This is a genomic window from Cupriavidus sp. AU9028 (assembly GCF_019795295.1).
Lineage (GTDB): Bacteria > Pseudomonadota > Gammaproteobacteria > Burkholderiales > Burkholderiaceae > Cupriavidus.
In genome coordinates this window covers 81600-97920 of sequence record NZ_JAIMCG010000013.1, presented here as the reverse complement: position 1 = coordinate 97920, position 16321 = coordinate 81600, and the positions used below count along the sequence as shown (strand labels likewise).

At 67.0% G+C, this 16321-nt stretch carries 14 protein-coding genes; 13 read left to right on the top strand and 1 reads right to left on the bottom strand.

What is annotated here, in order from left to right; genetic code table 11:
- The first annotated feature begins 18 nt into the window (after positions 1 to 18).
- The 3 genes from K6V06_RS15105 (at position 19) to K6V06_RS15095 (ending at position 7346) form a co-directional block, all read left to right on the top strand.
- Positions 19 to 729, top strand: coding sequence for a transposase (locus K6V06_RS15105; RefSeq protein WP_222244730.1), 711 nt, complete (start codon positions 19 to 21; stop codon positions 727 to 729).
- Between the two features lie 390 nt (positions 730 to 1119).
- Positions 1120 to 5787: a glutamate synthase-related protein gene (locus tag K6V06_RS15100; RefSeq protein WP_255581871.1), complete on the top strand. Its 4668-nt coding sequence runs from the start codon at positions 1120 to 1122 to the stop codon at positions 5785 to 5787.
- Positions 5788 to 5882: 95 nt separating this feature from the next.
- Positions 5883 to 7346: a glutamate synthase subunit beta gene (locus K6V06_RS15095; RefSeq protein WP_222244726.1), complete on the top strand. Its 1464-nt coding sequence runs from the start codon at positions 5883 to 5885 to the stop codon at positions 7344 to 7346.
- Positions 7347 to 7437: 91 nt separating this feature from the next.
- Here the strand turns inward: K6V06_RS15095 and K6V06_RS15090 are convergent, their stop codons facing one another.
- Complete coding sequence (locus K6V06_RS15090; protein WP_222244724.1) at positions 7438 to 8028, bottom strand: GNAT family N-acetyltransferase; 591 nt, start codon at positions 8026 to 8028, stop codon at positions 7438 to 7440.
- A 209-nt stretch (positions 8029 to 8237) separates the two neighbouring features.
- Here K6V06_RS15090 and K6V06_RS15085 point away from each other — a divergent pair, with 209 nt between their 5' ends.
- From K6V06_RS15085 to K6V06_RS15040, 10 genes are all read left to right on the top strand, one after another.
- Entirely contained in the window at positions 8238 to 9407 is a 1170-nt protein-coding gene (locus K6V06_RS15085) for a tripartite tricarboxylate transporter substrate binding protein (protein WP_222244723.1), read from the top strand.
- Positions 9408 to 9528: 121 nt separating this feature from the next.
- A complete protein-coding gene (locus K6V06_RS15080; RefSeq protein WP_222244722.1) occupies positions 9529 to 10377 on the top strand; it encodes an ABC transporter ATP-binding protein in 849 nt (282 codons plus the stop codon).
- Between the two features lie 8 nt (positions 10378 to 10385).
- The gene (gene mlaE, locus K6V06_RS15075; RefSeq protein WP_222244787.1) at positions 10386 to 11165 is read left to right on the top strand and encodes a lipid asymmetry maintenance ABC transporter permease subunit MlaE; all 780 of its coding nucleotides are present in this window, start codon (positions 10386 to 10388) and stop codon (positions 11163 to 11165) included.
- A gap of 47 nt (positions 11166 to 11212) precedes the next feature.
- Positions 11213 to 11692 carry an outer membrane lipid asymmetry maintenance protein MlaD gene (mlaD, locus tag K6V06_RS15070; protein WP_222244721.1) on the top strand — a complete coding sequence of 160 codons (480 nt, stop codon included), beginning with the start codon at positions 11213 to 11215 and terminating at the stop codon, positions 11690 to 11692.
- Complete coding sequence (locus tag K6V06_RS15065) at positions 11689 to 12558, top strand: VacJ family lipoprotein (RefSeq protein ID WP_222244720.1); 870 nt, start codon at positions 11689 to 11691, stop codon at positions 12556 to 12558. Before mlaD ends, K6V06_RS15065 begins: the two co-directional genes overlap by 4 nt.
- A gap of 253 nt (positions 12559 to 12811) precedes the next feature.
- Positions 12812 to 13435 (top strand): phospholipid-binding protein MlaC, encoded by a 624-nt coding sequence (locus K6V06_RS15060; RefSeq protein WP_222244719.1) that lies wholly within the window; start codon positions 12812 to 12814, stop codon positions 13433 to 13435.
- A 128-nt stretch (positions 13436 to 13563) separates the two neighbouring features.
- Complete coding sequence (locus K6V06_RS15055; protein ID WP_222244718.1) at positions 13564 to 13848, top strand: lipid asymmetry maintenance protein MlaB; 285 nt, start codon at positions 13564 to 13566, stop codon at positions 13846 to 13848.
- 385 nt (positions 13849 to 14233) lie between these two features.
- Entirely contained in the window at positions 14234 to 15184 is a 951-nt protein-coding gene (locus tag K6V06_RS15050) for an ABC transporter ATP-binding protein (protein WP_222244716.1), read from the top strand.
- Positions 15181 to 16029 carry an ABC transporter permease gene (locus K6V06_RS15045; protein WP_255581866.1) on the top strand — a complete coding sequence of 283 codons (849 nt, stop codon included), beginning with the start codon at positions 15181 to 15183 and terminating at the stop codon, positions 16027 to 16029. The genes K6V06_RS15050 and K6V06_RS15045 overlap by 4 nt, the downstream gene beginning before the upstream one ends.
- A gap of 27 nt (positions 16030 to 16056) precedes the next feature.
- Positions 16057 to 16308: a BolA family protein gene (locus tag K6V06_RS15040; RefSeq protein WP_222244714.1), complete on the top strand. Its 252-nt coding sequence runs from the start codon at positions 16057 to 16059 to the stop codon at positions 16306 to 16308.
- Positions 16309 to 16321 lie beyond the last annotated feature (13 nt).

The window sequence follows — 16321 nt, the reverse complement described above, 5'->3', positions numbered from 1 at the left end:
TTCCGTGAAGGACGCTCCATGGCTCGCCTCCCGCGCTTTTCCCCCATCGATCTTCCCGCCCTCGTGTTGCAGAGGGGCAACAACCGCCAGCCTGTCTTCGCGGACCCTGAAGACTATCGCTTCTATCTCGACTGCCTGCGCATGGCATCGCGGGAGCACGGTCTGGCCGTACACGCCTACGGGCTGCGGCCTACGCATATCCATCTGCTCGTCACACCGAAGCAGCCCGACTCGCTGAGCCTGACCATGCAGGCCATCGGCCGGCGCTACGGCCGCTACTTCAACCGCAAGGCCGGGCGTACCGGCACGCTGTGGGAAGGGCGCTTCCGCTCCGCGGTGATCGATGCCGATACCTGGCTGCTGCCGGCCATGCTCTACGTCGAGGGCAACGCCGTGCGCGATGCCGAAGTCAACACTCCCGACCGCGATCCCTGGTCCACCCACCGGCATCATTGTGGCCTGGAGTCGAGTCCGGTTGTGAGCGACCACTCCGTCTACTGGGCGCTCGGCAACACGCCTTTCGAGCGCCAATCGCGTTACCAGTCCCTGGCGGCGGAAGGGCTGTCGCAGCGCACGCTGGCGACCTTGCGGGAGCACGCGCACAGCGGCTGGCCGCTTGGCGACGAAGCGTTCCTGATTCGTCTGGAGCGGCTTGCCGAGCGTCGCGTCAAGCCGTTGCCGAAGGGTCGCCCGCGGGCGGCAAGAACGAGCGAAGAGTCTGCTGGCTGAACCGGGAGCTAGCGACGAGGTGCCTTCTCATGCCCCAAGTTGGTGCCGCTAGTAATCTGTCCCCAATTAAAAACCATCACCAAAAGAGGGCATGAGTTAATGTTATCTGACCCCATTTAATATTTTTGCGGGTGGAAAGCGATTCTTTTATAGTGGCTGCACCCACAGTCATTGTGCGGCGCGTCATGCACGCGCACGCCGATACGGTCCCCTTGCGCCCGCTCGCCTTCCAGATGGCGGCGCCGTGCCCGGTCCGTGCGGCCTGCCCGTTTCAGATGCGCGCCGCGATCACCGGAATCGAAGCCCGTGGACCAATCGCAAAACCCGTCCGTCCCGCAGGCACAGGGCCTGTACGACCCGACCAACGAGCATGACGCCTGCGGCGTCGGCATGGTTGCCCATATCAAGGGCAAGAAGAGCCACGAGATCGTCCAGCAGGGCCTGAAGATCCTCGAGAACCTGGACCACCGGGGCGCGGTCGGGGCCGACCACCTGATGGGCGACGGCGCGGGCATCCTGATCCAGATCCCCGACCAGTTCTATCGCGAGGAAATGGCGCGGCAGGGCGTCAACCTGCCGCCGGCCGGCGAATATGGCGTCGGCATGATCTTCCTGCCCAAGGAGCATGCCTCGCGCCTGGCCTGCGAACAGGAGCTGGAGCGCACGGTGCGCCTGGAAGGCCAGGTCGTGCTGGGCTGGCGCGATGTGCCGGTCGACGCCGACATGCCGATGTCGCCGACGGTGCGCAAGACCGAGCCGGTGATCCGCCAGATCTTCATCGGGCGTGGCCGCGACATCATGACCACCGACGCGCTGGAGCGGAAGCTGTACGTCATCCGCAAGACCGCCAGTCACGCGATCCAGGCACTGAAGCTCAAGCACGGCAAGGAATACTTCGTGCCGTCGATGTCGGCGCGTACCGTGGTGTACAAGGGCCTGCTGCTGGCCAACCAGGTCGGCCAGTACTACCTGGACCTGCAGGACCCGCGCGCCATCTCGGCGCTGGCCCTGGTGCACCAGCGCTTCTCGACCAACACCTTCCCGGCCTGGGAACTGGCGCACCCGTACCGGATGGTGGCGCACAACGGCGAAATCAACACCGTCAAGGGCAACGTCAACTGGATCAACGCGCGGACCGGCGCAATTTCCTCGCCGGTGCTCGGCGACGACCTGCCCAAGCTGTGGCCGCTGATCTATCCGGGCCAGTCCGATACCGCCTCGTTCGACAACTGCCTCGAACTGCTGACGATGTCGGGCTACCCGCTCGTGCACGCGATGATGATGATGATTCCGGAGGCGTGGGAGCAGCACACGCTGATGGACGACAACCGTCGCGCCTTCTACGAGTACCACGCCGCGATGATGGAGCCGTGGGACGGCCCCGCGGCGATCTGCTTCACCGACGGCCGCCAGATCGGCGCGACGCTGGACCGCAACGGCCTGCGTCCGGCGCGCTTCTACGTCACCGAGGACGACGTCGTGGTGCTGGCCTCGGAAGCCGGCGTGCTGCCGTTCCCCGAGTCGCGCGTGGTGCAGAAGTGGCGCCTGCAGCCGGGCAAGATGTTCCTGATCGACATGGAGCAGGGCCGCATCATCGACGACAAGGAACTGAAGGACAACCTGGCCAACGCCAAGCCGTACAAGAGCTGGATCGAGGCCGTGCGCATCAAGCTCGACGAGATCGATGCGAAGCCGGAGGACGTCGCCGCCGAAGCCAAGCCGGCCGCTCCGCTGCTGGACCGTCAGCAGGCGTTCGCCTACACCCAGGAGGACGTCAAGTTCCTGATGGCGCCGATGGCGGTGTCGGGCGAGGAAGCCACCGGTTCGATGGGCAACGACTCGCCGCTGGCGGTGCTGTCGTCCAAGAACAAGACGCTGTACCACTACTTCAAGCAGCTGTTCGCCCAGGTCACCAACCCGCCGATCGACCCGATCCGCGAGAACATGGTGATGTCGCTGGTGTCCTTCATCGGACCCAAGCCGAACCTGCTGGAGCTGAACAACATCAACCCGCCGATGCGCCTCGAAGTGTCCCAGCCGGTGCTGGACTTCAAGGACATCGCCAAGATCCGCAACATCGAGCACTACACCGGCGGCAAGTTCCGCTCGTACGAGCTCGATATCTGCTATCCGGCCGACTGGGGAAAGGAGGGCATCGAGGCCCGCCTGGCGTCGCTGTGCGCGGAAGCGGTCGATGCGGTCAAGTCGGGCTACAACATCCTGATCGTCTCGGACCGCCGCGTCGATGCGGGCCACGTCGCGATTCCCGCCCTGCTGGCCACCTCGGCCATCCACCACCATCTGGTGGAGAAGGGCCTGCGCACGTCCACCGGCCTGGTGGTTGAGACGGGCTCGGCCCGTGAAGTGCATCACTTCGCGCTGCTGGCCGGCTACGGCGCCGAAGCCGTGCATCCGTACCTGGCGATGGAAACGCTGGCCGAGATGGCCCAGGGCCTGTCGGGCGAGCTGTCGGCCGAGAAGGCCATCAAGAACTTCACCAAGGCGATCGGCAAGGGCCTGCAGAAGGTGATGTCCAAGATGGGCATCTCCACCTACATGTCGTACACCGGCGCGCAGATCTTCGAGGCGATCGGCCTGTCGCGCGAGCTGGTGCAGAAGTACTTCCACGGCACGGCATCCAACGTCGAGGGCATCGGCATCTTCGAGGTCGCCGAGGAAGCGCTGCGCCTGCACCGCGACGCCTTCGGCGACAGCCCGGTGCTGCAGAACATGCTGGAAGCCGGCGGCGAGTACGCGTTCCGCGTGCGCGGCGAGGAACACATGTGGACGCCGGATTCGGTCGCCAAGCTGCAGCACGCGGTGCGCGCGAACGACGGCGAAGGTGCGTACCAGACCTACAAGGAATATGCGAACCTGATCAACGACCAGAGCCGCCGCCACATGACGCTGCGCGGCCTGTTCGAGTTCAAGGTCGATCCGGCCCGCGCGATTCCGCTGGACGAGGTCGAGCCGGCCAAGGAAATCGTCAAGCGCTTCGCCACCGGCGCGATGTCGCTCGGCTCGATCTCGACCGAGGCGCACACCACGCTGGCCATCGCCATGAACCGCATCGGCGGCAAGTCGAACACCGGCGAAGGCGGCGAGGACGAGAAGCGCTATCGCAACGAACTGCGCGGCATCCCGATCAAGCAGGGCGATACGCTCAAGGGCCTGCTGGGCGACGGCGTGGTCGAGCGCGATATCGAACTGAAGGACGGCGATTCGCTGCGCTCGAAGATCAAGCAGGTGGCGTCAGGCCGCTTTGGCGTGACCGCCGAATACCTGGCCTCGGCCGACCAGATCCAGATCAAGATGGCGCAGGGCGCCAAGCCGGGCGAAGGCGGCCAGCTGCCGGGGCACAAGGTGTCGGAGTACATCGGCAAGCTGCGCTACTCGGTGCCGGGCGTGGGCCTGATTTCGCCGCCGCCGCACCACGACATCTACTCGATCGAGGATCTGGCCCAGCTGATCCACGACCTGAAGAACGTCAACCCGCAGGCCGACATCTCGGTCAAGCTGGTATCGGAAGTGGGCGTGGGCACCGTGGCCGCGGGCGTGGCCAAGGCCAAGGCGGATCACGTGGTGATCGCCGGCCATGACGGCGGCACCGGCGCTTCGCCGTGGTCGTCGATCAAGCACGCCGGCACGCCGTGGGAGCTGGGCCTGGCCGAGACGCAGCAGACGCTGATGCTCAACGGCCTGCGCAACCGCATCCGCGTGCAGGCCGACGGCCAGATGAAGACCGGCCGCGATGTCGTGATCGGCGCGCTGCTGGGCGCCGACGAGTTCGGCTTCGCCACCGCGCCGCTGGTCGCCGAGGGCTGCATCATGATGCGCAAGTGCCATCTGAACACCTGCCCGGTCGGCGTCGCCACCCAGGATCCGGTGCTGCGCGCCAAGTTCCAGGGCAAGCCCGAGCACGTGGTGAACTACTTCTTCTTCGTTGCCGAGGAAGCGCGCGAGATCATGGCGCAGCTGGGCATCCGCAGCTTCGACGAGCTGATCGGCCGCGTCGACCTGCTGGACACCCGCGGCGGCATCGAGCACTGGAAGGCGCGCGGGCTGGACTTCACCCGCATCTTCTACCAGCCGCCGTTCCCGGGCGACCAGCCGCGGTTCCACACCGATACGCAGGACCACGGCCTCGCGCCCGAATCGGGCAAGGCGCTGGACCACACGCTGATCGCCAAGTCGCGCGCAGCGATCGACAAGGGTGAGCGGGTCTCGTTCATCCAGCCGATCAAGAACGTGAACCGGACCGTCGGCGCGATGCTGTCGGGCGTGGTGGCGCGCCAGCACGGCCACGACGGCCTGCCGGACGACACCATTCACATCCAGCTGCAGGGCACCGCTGGCCAGTCGTTCGGCGCGTTCCTCGCACACGGCATCACGCTGGATCTGGTCGGCGACGCCAACGACTACGTCGGCAAGGGCCTGTCGGGCGGCCGCGTCATCGTGCGCACGCCGCACGAGTTCCGCGGCGATCCGACCCGCAACATCATCGTGGGCAACACCGTGCTGTACGGCGCCATCGCCGGTGAAGCGTTCTTCAACGGCGTGGCCGGCGAGCGCTTCGCAGTGCGCAACTCCGGCGCCGTCGCGGTCGTGGAAGGTACGGGCGACCACGGTTGCGAGTACATGACCGGCGGCACGGTGGTCGTGCTGGGCGGCACCGGCCGCAACTTCGCAGCCGGCATGTCGGGCGGCGTGGCCTACGTCTTCGACGAGGACGGCATGTTCGACAAGCGCTGCAACACCTCGATGGTGGCGCTGGAGGCGGTGCTCGGTGCGAGCGACCAGGAGAAGGGCCAGAGCCCGGCCACCTGGCACAAGATCGGCGGCCAGCGCCAGCTCGACGAGGTGATCCTGAAGAACCTGATCGAGCAGCACTTCCGCTACACCGGTTCCGAGCGCGCCAAGGCGCTGCTGGCGGACTGGACCACCGCACGACGCAAGTTCGTCAAGGTGTTCCCGACCGAGTACAAGCGCGCGCTGAGCGAGATGTACGCGCAGGAGCAGGCGGCCCAGGGTACCGGCAAGCGCGCGATCGCAGCCTGAACCGGCGCCCGGCCTGCAGGCCGGGCCTACAACAAATGACCTCACGAGGGGCTGCCGCCACGCATGCGGCAGCCCGGCAAGACCAAGGAAGCAACATGGGTAAGGCGACTGGCTTTCTCGAATTTCCCCGCCAGAGCGAGAGCTATGAGCCCGCTCCGGCGCGGGTGAAGCACTACAAGGAATTCGTCTTCCGCCTGGCGGACAACGAAGCGAAGGTGCAGGGCGCGCGCTGCATGGACTGCGGCATTCCGTTCTGCAACAACGGCTGCCCGGTCAACAACATCATTCCCGACTTCAACGACCTGGTGTACCGCCAGGACTGGAAGTCGGCCATCGACGTCCTGCATCAGACCAACAACTTCCCCGAGTTCACCGGCCGGATCTGCCCGGCACCGTGCGAAGCGGCCTGTACGCTGGGCATCAACGAGGACCCGGTCGGCATCAAGTCGATCGAGCGGGCCATCGGCGACAAGGCCTGGGAAGAAAAGTGGGTGCATCCGCAGCCGCCGAGCCACAAGACCGGCAAGGCGGTCGCCGTGGTCGGCTCCGGTCCCGCGGGGCTGGCGGCCGCCCAGCAACTGGCGCGCGTCGGCCATGACGTCACCGTGTTCGAGAAGAACGACCGCATCGGCGGCCTGCTGCGCTACGGCATTCCCGACTTCAAGCTGGAGAAGACGCTGATCGACCGCCGCGTCGAGCAGATGCAGGCCGAAGGCGTGACCTTCCGCACCGGCGTAATGGTGACGGACGGCGCGCTGCCGGCCGGCATCAAGAACTACGCACGCGAGACCATTGGCGCGAAGGAGCTGATGGACCAGTTCGACGCGGTCATCCTGGCCGGCGGCGCGGAAGTGCCGCGCGACCTGCCGGTGCCTGGCCGCGACCTGGACGGCGTGCATTACGCGCTCGAATTCCTGATCCCGCAGAACAAGGAAGTGGCCGGCGACGGCCCCAACGAGATCCGCGCCGACGGCAAGCATGTCATCGTGATCGGTGGCGGCGACACCGGTTCGGACTGCGTGGGCACCTCCAACCGCCACGGGGCGGCGTCGATCACCCAGTTCGAGCTGCTGCCCCAGCCGCCCGAGCAGGAGAACAAGCCGGTGGTGTGGCCGTACTGGCCGATCAAGCTGCGCACCTCCTCCTCGCACGAGGAAGGCTGCGAGCGCGACTGGTCGGTTGCCACCAAGGAGTTCATCGGCGAGAACGGCAAGGTCAGCGCGCTCAAGGCATGCCGGGTCGAATGGAAGGACGGCCGCATGCAGGAAGTGCCGGACAGCGAGTTCGTGCTGAAGGCCGACCTGGTACTGCTGGCGATGGGCTTCACCAACCCGGTGGGCTCGGTGCTGGACGCGTTCGGTGTCGATACCGATGGCCGCAAGAATGCCAAGGCCGGCACCGAAGGCGAGCGCGCCTACTACACCAACGTGCCCAAGGTGTTCGCCGCGGGCGACGTGCGCCGCGGACAATCGCTGGTGGTGTGGGCCATCCGCGAAGGCCGCCAGGCCGCGCGCTCGGTCGATGCCTTCCTGATGGGCAGCAGCGAATTGCCGCGTTGAGCCAGGGACGGCCGCCCGCTGCCGGGCGGCCGCAACCGGCAGGGAACAAAGGGTCCGCGCTCCGGCGCGGGCCCTTTTTCGTTAACCCTCGCTAGCGGAGCCCGGCCGGGCCCGTGGTCGCCGCATCCAGGCGCCGCTCCATCATCAATGCCCCCTCGCCGTAGTGTGCCAATACCGGCGCCAGCCGCGCCAGGTCTTGCGCCGGCAGTGCCACCGGCGCATATCCCATCCGCCGCCACCAGCGCGCGGCCGCCTGCACCGCTACCAGTCGGGAGCAGCGCAATCCCGCCTGCCGCGCTGCCCGGCAGGCGGCGTCATAGAGCCGCCCGGCCAGGCCGTGGCCCTGCGCCATCGGCGACACTGCCATGTCGTGCACATACCAGGTAAGAGAGGGCGGGACCGCAGATTTTGCATCGCAGCAGGGCGGCTCCAATACCGCCCCGAGCGCCGGCAGCGTCTCTCGATTCCAGCGATGAGTGAGCAGATAGGCCGCCACGGAAGGCTGGCCGTCATCGGCAGGATTTTTGCGTGTTGCGACCCAGCAAAGCTGCGGGTCCATCGCCAGCCGGCTTTCGAGCGCCTCGCGCGCTTCGATCAGGTCGGGCCGATAGCACTGCGCCTGCACCGCCAGCACGGCGGGCAGATCGGCCGCCGCCATCGGCCGCAGAAGAAATTCGGACATGGCGGTAATTATAGAAGAGGCGCCTTTCCTCCTTTTGCGGCCCCTGGCGCGCTGCCGTCCCGAGGGTTGTCCCGGCTATGGTTAACGCGGTCTGTGCCCCTCTGGCGGGCCTACTTACAATGGAGACAAAGAAAAGCCAAAGACTGCCTCGCTAATCCCTTGTCATTCAATCCAGACGCGCCGCCTGGCTGGCGCGCCGGAGGAATTTGATGCCCGAAGTTCGCATGCTTGCGCGGCTTTGGCAAGGAAAGGCGAGCCAGCACTTCCTTGCCGTGCCCAGGCCGCCGGCCGATTCACCGATCCGGGCCGATGCGTCGGCTGCGGCGCCACGGCGGCGCTTCCTGCGCCGGGCCGTGGTGCTGCTCGCCGCGCCTGGCGCCGCGCCGCTGCTCGCGCTGCCGTTGGCGGCGCCGGCCCAGGCCGCCGCCGGCAACGGTCGCGGCGAACCTGCCGCGGCACGCTTGACCGATCGCTCGCCCCATTCCTGGCCCTCGCGGCCGGTCCGGCTGATCGTGCCGTTCCCGGCCGGCGGTGTGCCGGATGCCATCGCCCGCTTTCTGGCGGAGCGCTTGACCCAGCACCTTGGTGTGCCGGTGGAGGTGGACAACCGCCCCAGCGCCAACGGCACTACCGCCAGCGATGTGGTCGCGCGCGCCAGCTCGGACGGTCATACCCTGCTGCTGCACCAGTCCACCGTGCTGATCCAGCCCGGCGTCGAGCCGCAGGCCCACGACGTGCTGCGCGACTTCACACCGGTGGCCCGGGTGGTGTCGATGCCGCTGTTTCTGGCGGTGAACGGGCGCCTGCCGGTGCGCACCCCGCAGCAGTGGCTCGATGCCGCCCGCGCCAATCCCTCCGCCTACAGCATCGGCACGGCACAGCCCGGTACACCGGCCCATCTGTACGCCGAATACGCGATCCGCGGCATCCCGAACGGGATTCCGCTGGTAACGGCGAAAGGGGAGGCCGCGCTAGTGCAGGAAGTGCTCGCCGGGCGGGTCAGCGCCTGCTTCTGCAACTATGCGGCGGTGGAGCCGCACCTGGCGAGCGGCGCGCTGCGCCTGCTCGCGGTCGCCGGCTCGAGCCGTTCCTCGCTGGCGCCCGGCGTGCCGACGCTGGCCGAAAGCGGCATGGACGGCTACGGCGCCGGGCCCTGGCTGGGCATTCTGGCGCCCGCCAAGACGCCACGTGTCATCGTCGGCAAGCTGGCTGGCGCGTTGGACCAGATCGTGCGGGAGCCGCAGGTGCGCGAGCGCCTGCACGAGGTGGGGCTGACGCCGCTGCGCGATTCCCCGGAAGCGTTCGCCACCGCGATCCGCTCGGAATCGATCCAGTGGCAGGTGATTCTGCGGCAGGCGGGCCGACCGGTGGAACCCTGACGTGGGGCCGGGACCCGACCGCTCGTCGCGGCGGTTTGCCACCCGGAGTTGTTTTGGCGCCACTCGTCGCCCAGGTGTTGCGAGGCACGGTCACGGGCAAGTATAGGTGTTAGCACTTATAATGCCGTCCGTCCCTCGCGATGCCACCGTGACCGAACTCAATTCCACCCTCGTCGAACTGCAAGCCGTCGACTTCGCCTATGCGGCGGGCGGCAAGCCCATCCTCTCCGGCCTCTCCATGCGTATTCCGCGCGGCAAGGTGGTGGCGGTCATGGGCGGCTCCGGCTGTGGCAAGACCACCGTCCTGCGTCTGATCGGGGGCCAGGTGCGCGCCACGCGCGGCGAGGTGCGCTTTGATGGCGCGGATATCGGCAAGCTCGACCGCGCCGGCCTCTATGCGGCACGGCGGCAGATGGGCATGCTGTTCCAGTTCGGCGCGCTGTTTACCGATCTGTCGGTCTTCGACAACGTGGCCTTCCCGCTGCGCGAGCACACGGACCTGCCGGACGCGATGATCCGCGACCTGGTGCTGATGAAGCTGAACGCGGTCGGGCTGCGTGGGGCGCGCGACCTGATGCCATCGCAGATTTCCGGCGGCATGGCGCGCCGCGTGGCACTGGCCCGGGCGATCGCGCTCGATCCGGCGCTGCTGATGTACGACGAGCCGTTCGCCGGACTGGACCCGATCTCGCTGGGCCTGACCGCCCGGCTGATCCGCACCCTGAACGATGCGCTGGGCGCAACGACCATCATCGTCTCGCACGACGTGAACGAGACCTTCCAGATCGCCGACTACGTGTACTTCATCGCCAACGGCCGTATCGCCGCCGAGGGCGAGCCTGACGCGCTGCGCGCCTCGACCGACCCGTTCGTGCATCAGTTCGTCCATGCCGAAGCGGACGGCCCGGTGCCGTTCCACTACGCCGGACCGTCCCTTGCGGAAGACTTCGGTGCGGGAGGGCGGGGTTGATGGGCGCGATCTACGGTTTCTTTGCCTCGATCGGCGGCGCCGTGCGACGCAGCATCGAGGGGCTGGGCCGCGGCACGCGGATGTTCCTCACCATGCTGGCCATGTCCGGCTCGCTATTGCGGCGCATGCGGCTGGTGTCGGACCAGATCTTCTTCGTCGGCAACCTGTCGCTGGTGATCATCGCCGTGTCGGGCCTGTTCGTCGGCTTCGTGCTTGGCCTGCAGGGCTACTACACGCTGAACCGCTACGGGTCGGAACAGGCGCTGGGCCTGCTGGTGGCGCTGTCGCTGGTGCGCGAGCTGGGCCCGGTGGTCACGGCGCTGCTGTTCGCCGGCCGCGCGGGCACGTCGCTGACGGCCGAAATCGGCCTGATGAAGGCCGGCGAGCAATTGAGCGCGATGGAAATGATGGCGGTCAACCCGTTGCAGCGCGTGGTGGCGCCGCGCTTCTGGGCGGGGGTGATCGCCATGCCGGTGCTGGCCACCATCTTCAGCGCGGTGGGCATCCTGGGCGGCTATATCGTCGGCGTGCAGCTGATCGGCGTCGATGCCGGCGCGTTCTGGTCGCAGATGCAGGGCGGCGTCGATGTGCGGGCTGACGTCCTGAACGGACTGCTCAAAAGCTTTATCTTCGGCATTGCGGTGACATTCATCGCCCTGTATCAGGGGTATGAGGCCCGGCCGACACCCGAGGGCGTTTCGCGCGCCACCACCCGAACCGTCGTGATCGCGTCGCTGGCCGTGCTGGCGCTCGATTTCCTGCTGACCGCGCTGATGTTCAGCACCTGAGCTGTGCATCGATACGCGGTCGACGATTGATTGAAAAGAGAATTCCGATGAGAAAGAACGCACTCGACTTCTGGGTGGGGCTGTTCGTGGTGGCCGGCATCCTGGCCTTGCTGTTCCTGGCCTTGAAGGCCGGCAACATGAGCACGTTCAGCTTCGAGGACACGTACCGGATCCAGGCCCGCTTCGACAACATCGGCGGGCTGAAGGCGCGCGCGCCGGTCAAGAGCGCGGGCGTGGTGGTCGGCCGGGTGGCGGCGATCACCTTCGACGACAAGACCTATCAGGCTACCGTGGTGATGGATCTGGAGCAGCGCTACCAGTTTCCCAAGGACACCTCGGCCAAGATCCTGACGTCGGGGCTGCTCGGCGAGCAGTACATCGGTCTGGAAGCCGGCGGCGACACCGCCATGCTTGCCGAGGGGGCCCGCATCACGATGACGCAGTCGGCAGTGGTGCTGGAGAACCTGATCGGACAATTCCTATATAACAAGGCCGCCGACGCAGGCGGCGCGGGAGCAGAAAAATGACGGGTTCGGGGGTTCACAAGCGATGGCTGCTCGCCGCCGCGGCGGCAGTGGCGTTGTCCGGTTGCGCGACCGGGCCGGACAGGAATCCGCGCGACCCTCTGGAGCCGTTCAATCGCGAGGTCACGAAAATCAACGAGGACCTGGACCGCGGCATCTTCCGTCCGGTCGCCGAGGTCTACTCGGATATCGTGCCGTCGCCGATACGCACCGCCGTCACCAACGTGTTCTCCAACTTCAGCGACGTCTATTCGGCGCTGAACAACCTGCTGCAGGGCAAGCCGACGCGCTTTGCCGAGGACACCATGCGGGTGGCGATCAACACGGTGCTTGGCCTCGGCGGCCTGATCGATATCGCCACGCCCGCCGGCCTGCCCAAGTACAACGAGGACTTCGGCCAGACGCTGGGCGTCTGGGGCGTGCCGTCCGGCCCGTATCTGGTACTGCCGCTGTTCGGACCGAGCACCTTCCGCGATACGACGGGCATGATCGTCGACCGGCAGGCCGATCCCGGTGCCTACATCTATCCGGTATCGTTGCGCAACTCGCTGACCGGGCTGCGGCTGGTCAATACGCGCGCCAACCTGCTCGGCGCCACTTCGCTGATCGAACAGGCGGCGCTGGACAAGTACGCCTTCACCCGCGACGCCTACCTGCAGCGCCGTTCGTACCTGATCCATGACGGCAATCCGCCGGACAGCGACGGCGACGATGCGGACACCGATGCGGCAGCCGAGGGGGAGGCCGCTGCCGATGCGGCGCAGGGCACCGAGCCCGCGCCCGCCTCGCCGACCCAGCCGGCGATCGATCCGAGCCAGCAGCCCATGCCCGTGCCCCCGATGGGACCGACGCCCGGCCTGCGTTTCTGACGCTGGCCGCGCCACGGCGCCTCGTGACGGCCCGGGTATTTAAGCGGATCGAGCATCACTTGTGAACGCTCGGTCAGCGCTGCAACAAGTTGTGAGAAGCAGTGCAGTAGCGTGCATCCCGAGGCAGCATGAACTCCGGACCGCCCGCCCATCTCCAATAACGACAAGTCGGCCGGCACGCCATTCGGTGTGCCGGAGCCGGCAGGCGACGCAAGCCCCTTGCGCTCGCCGGTACTGATAGACAAGGAAATCCATGCTTAAGCGACTCTTGCTTCCCTTTATCGCCGCCTTCGCCCTGAGCGGCCCCGCGCTGGCCCAGGCACCGGACACGTCGACGCCCGACGGCCTGGTCCGCTCGCTGGTCGAAGACGTGATGGCCACCGTCAAGGCCGACAAGGAAATGCAGGCCGGCAGCATCCCCAAGATCACGGCGCTGGTCGAGCAAAAGATCATGCCGAACGCCAACTTCACCCGCACCACGCAGATCGCGATGGGCCGCAACTGGTCCAAGGCGACCCCGGAGCAGCAGAAGCAGATCATCGAGGAGTTCAAGATGCTGCTGATCCGCACCTACGCCGGCGCGGTTTCGCAGGTGCGTGACCAGACCGTGCAGTTCCGTCCGTTCCGCGGCGCGCCGGAGGACACCGAGGCCGTGGTGCGCACCCAGGTGATCAACAAGGGCGATCCGATCCAGATGGATTACCGCCTGGAGAAGACGCCGCAGGGCTGGAAGGTGTACGACATCAACGTGCTGGGCGCCTGGCTGACCGAAGCCTACAAGGGCAGCTTCAACACCATCGCCAGCCAGCAGGGTATCGACGGGGTCATCAAGACGCTGCAGGATCGCAACCGCCAGCTGGCCAGCGCCAAGAACTGACGGCCCGGCGGGCAAGCGCCGCGGCTCCTCCCCTGCGGACAGGGGGCGGGCCGCGGCAACGAAACCCGCTACAATCCGCGCGGCATCCCTGCCGCCATGACCCACCGCTTCACGGAAAGACACCACGAATGATCTCGCTTGGCACCGAACTGACCAATCGCAATGCGACCGCCGTGCTGCGGGGCGCGCTGGATGCGGTCGCGCGGGGCGAGGCGCGCGTGGACTGCGGCAAGCTGAACCGCGTCGATTCGAGCGCCGTGGCGGTGCTGTTGGCCCTGCACCGGGCGGCGCAGGCCCGCGGCGGCCGGATCGGCTTCGTCGCGGTGCCTGCCCAGCTCCTCTCGCTCGCGGCGCTGTATGGCGTGGACGGACTGCTCGATCTGGACGCCACGGCCGACCAGCCGCGACATTGACCCGGCATCCACAGGCCCGGCGCGGTTCGCCCGGCCTTGTGCGATGCCACGGTGACGGCTCCCTCGTCACCGCGCCTGGTACGGATGGCTGGAGCGGCCCCCTGGGCTGCAAAGCGGACCGACCCCTCCATCCCCTATAATCCCCGGTTATCCGTTTTGTTGGCGCCTGTCTGCCAGCGTTCGCGCTGGCGACGTTTCCGGTCTGGCACCGGAGCGCCGGCAAATGCCCCGTCCGGCGCCGGCACGTCCGATGCATATGCATCCGCGATGCCCCCGCCAGCAGCTCACGCGGCGGCTGCCACGTCTGACCGGGCGGTCCCGCCATTTTTCCGGAGGCCGGCGCGGCGCGCAGCCCATCGCGCGTCCCCGCCCACGCAATACGGCCATGAAAGCCATCGAAATATCCGATGTCCGCAAGCGCTACCGCAGTCTGCAGGCGCTCAAGGGCGTGTCGTTCAGCGTCGAGCGCGGCGAGTTCTTCGGCCTGCTCGGGCCCAATGGCGCCGGCAAGACGACGCTGATTTCCATCCTTGCCGGCCTGAACCGCGCGGATTCGGGCAGCGTGCGCGTGCACGGGCACGATGTCGTCGACGACTACCGGATGGCGCGCCGCATGCTGGGCGTGGTGCCACAGGAACTGGTCTTCGATCCGTTCTTCACCGTGCGGGAGACCTTGCGCCTGCAATCGGGCTATTTCGGCCTGTCGCGCAACGACGACTGGATCGACGAGATCATGGCCAACCTGGACCTGACCAGCAAGGCCGACGCCAACATGCGCCAGCTCTCGGGCGGCATGAAGCGCCGCGTGCTGGTCGCGCAGGCGCTGGTGCACCGCCCGCCCGTCATCGTGCTGGACGAGCCGACCGCCGGCGTGGACGTCGAACTGCGCCAGACCTTGTGGAAGTTCATTTCGCGTCTGAACCGGGAAGGCCACACCATCATCCTGACCACGCACTACCTCGAGGAAGCCGAGGCACTGTGCGATCGCATCGCGATGCTGAAGTTCGGCGAAGTGGTGGCGCTCGAGCGCACCAGCAACCTGCTGACGCAGTTCGCCGGCCTGCAACTGGTGCTGACGCTGTCGCGCGGTGCGCTGCCGACTTCGCTGGAGCCGCTGCGGATGCCGTCGAACCCGGGCGAGCGGGCGATCCGGCTGCGGCTGTCCGGCTACCAGGTAGTGGAGCCGATCCTCGCCGCCTGCCGCGAGGCTGGCTGCGACATCGAGGACATGGAAATCAACAAGGCCGATCTGGAGGATGTGTTCGTGCAGATCATGAAACGTGACGGCCGGCTGCCCGAGATACAGGGCGCCGGCGCCGTGGAGGGCGCGGCATGAAGATCCCCCACGATGTCAGCCAGGGCGCGGCAGGCGCTCGCGGAGACGACCCCATCGCCGAGCCAGGGGGCAGTCTGCCGGGCGGCGTGCTGATCGGTTTCCGCACGCTGCTCTACAAGGAAGTGCTGCGCTTCTGGAAGGTCAGCTTCCAGACCGTCGCCGCGCCGGTGCTGACCGCCATCCTGTATCTGCTGATCTTCGGCCATGTGCTGGAAGACCGCGTCAAGGTCTACGACCAGATCACCTACACCGCCTTCCTGGTGCCGGGCCTGGTGATGATGAGCGTACTGCAGAACGCCTTCGCCAACAGTTCGTCGTCGCTGATCCAGTCCAAGATCACCGGCAACCTGGTCTTCGTGCTGCTGCCGCCGCTGTCGCACTGGGAGATGTTCGGTGCCTACGTCGGCGCCGCGGTGGTGCGCGGCCTCGCGGTGGGCCTTGGTGTGCTGCTGGTGACCGTCTGGTTCGCCGATCTGCACGTCTTCAACGTCGGCTGGATTCTTGCCTTCGCCCTGCTGGGCGCGGCGATGCTCGGGACGCTCGGCCTGATCGCCGGCATCTGGGCGGAGAAATTCGACCAGCTGGCGGCGTTCCAGAACTTCCTGATCATGCCGGCGACCTTCCTGTCCGGCGTGTTCTATTCGATCCATTCGCTGCCGCCGTTCTGGCAGGCGGTGTCGCACGCCAATCCGTTCTTCTACATGATCGACGGATTCCGCTACGGCTTCTTCGGCGTCTCCGACGTCTCGCCCGTGGTCAGCTTCGGGCTCGTCGCCGCCGCCTTCGCCGTGGTCGCCACCATCGCACTGCGCCTGCTGCGCAGCGGTTTCAAGCTGCGGCACTGAGCCGCGCAGAACCCAACGAGGACAGCCATGCTGCCTACACCGGAACAAGTCAAGCAATACATCGCCAACGGCCTGCCCTGCGAGCATCTGGAAGTCGAAGGCGATGGCCAGCACTTCTTCGCCACCATCGTCAGCGCCGAATTCGAGGGCAAGCGGTTGATCCAGCGCCACCAGCGCGTCTATGCCGCGCTGGGCGACCGCATGCGTGCGGAAATCCATGCGCTGTCGATGAAGACGCTGACGCCGGCCGAATGGCAGGCGGGGGCGGGGCAGGGCTGACGCCGGGACGAGG

Bases quoted from the DNA above. Each gene is read 5' to 3' on its own strand.
- K6V06_RS15105 (WP_222244730.1), top strand. From the start codon at position 19: ATGGCTCGCCTCCCGCGCTTTTCCCCCATCGATCTTCCCGCCCTCGTG.
- K6V06_RS15100 (WP_255581871.1), top strand. From the start codon at position 1,120: ATGGTTGCCCATATCAAGGGCAAGAAGAGCCACGAGATCGTCCAGCAG.
- K6V06_RS15095 (WP_222244726.1), top strand. From the start codon at position 5,883: ATGGGTAAGGCGACTGGCTTTCTCGAATTTCCCCGCCAGAGCGAGAGC.
- K6V06_RS15090 (WP_222244724.1), bottom strand. From the start codon at position 8,028: ATGTCCGAATTTCTTCTGCGGCCGATGGCGGCGGCCGATCTGCCCGCC.
- K6V06_RS15085 (WP_222244723.1), top strand. From the start codon at position 8,238: ATGCCCGAAGTTCGCATGCTTGCGCGGCTTTGGCAAGGAAAGGCGAGC.
- K6V06_RS15080 (WP_222244722.1), top strand. From the start codon at position 9,529: ATGCCGTCCGTCCCTCGCGATGCCACCGTGACCGAACTCAATTCCACC.
- mlaD (WP_222244721.1), top strand. From the start codon at position 11,213: ATGAGAAAGAACGCACTCGACTTCTGGGTGGGGCTGTTCGTGGTGGCC.
- K6V06_RS15065 (WP_222244720.1), top strand. From the start codon at position 11,689: ATGACGGGTTCGGGGGTTCACAAGCGATGGCTGCTCGCCGCCGCGGCG.
- K6V06_RS15060 (WP_222244719.1), top strand. From the start codon at position 12,812: ATGCTTAAGCGACTCTTGCTTCCCTTTATCGCCGCCTTCGCCCTGAGC.
- K6V06_RS15055 (WP_222244718.1), top strand. From the start codon at position 13,564: ATGATCTCGCTTGGCACCGAACTGACCAATCGCAATGCGACCGCCGTG.
- K6V06_RS15050 (WP_222244716.1), top strand. From the start codon at position 14,234: ATGAAAGCCATCGAAATATCCGATGTCCGCAAGCGCTACCGCAGTCTG.
- K6V06_RS15045 (WP_255581866.1), top strand. From the start codon at position 15,181: ATGAAGATCCCCCACGATGTCAGCCAGGGCGCGGCAGGCGCTCGCGGA.
- K6V06_RS15040 (WP_222244714.1), top strand. From the start codon at position 16,057: ATGCTGCCTACACCGGAACAAGTCAAGCAATACATCGCCAACGGCCTG.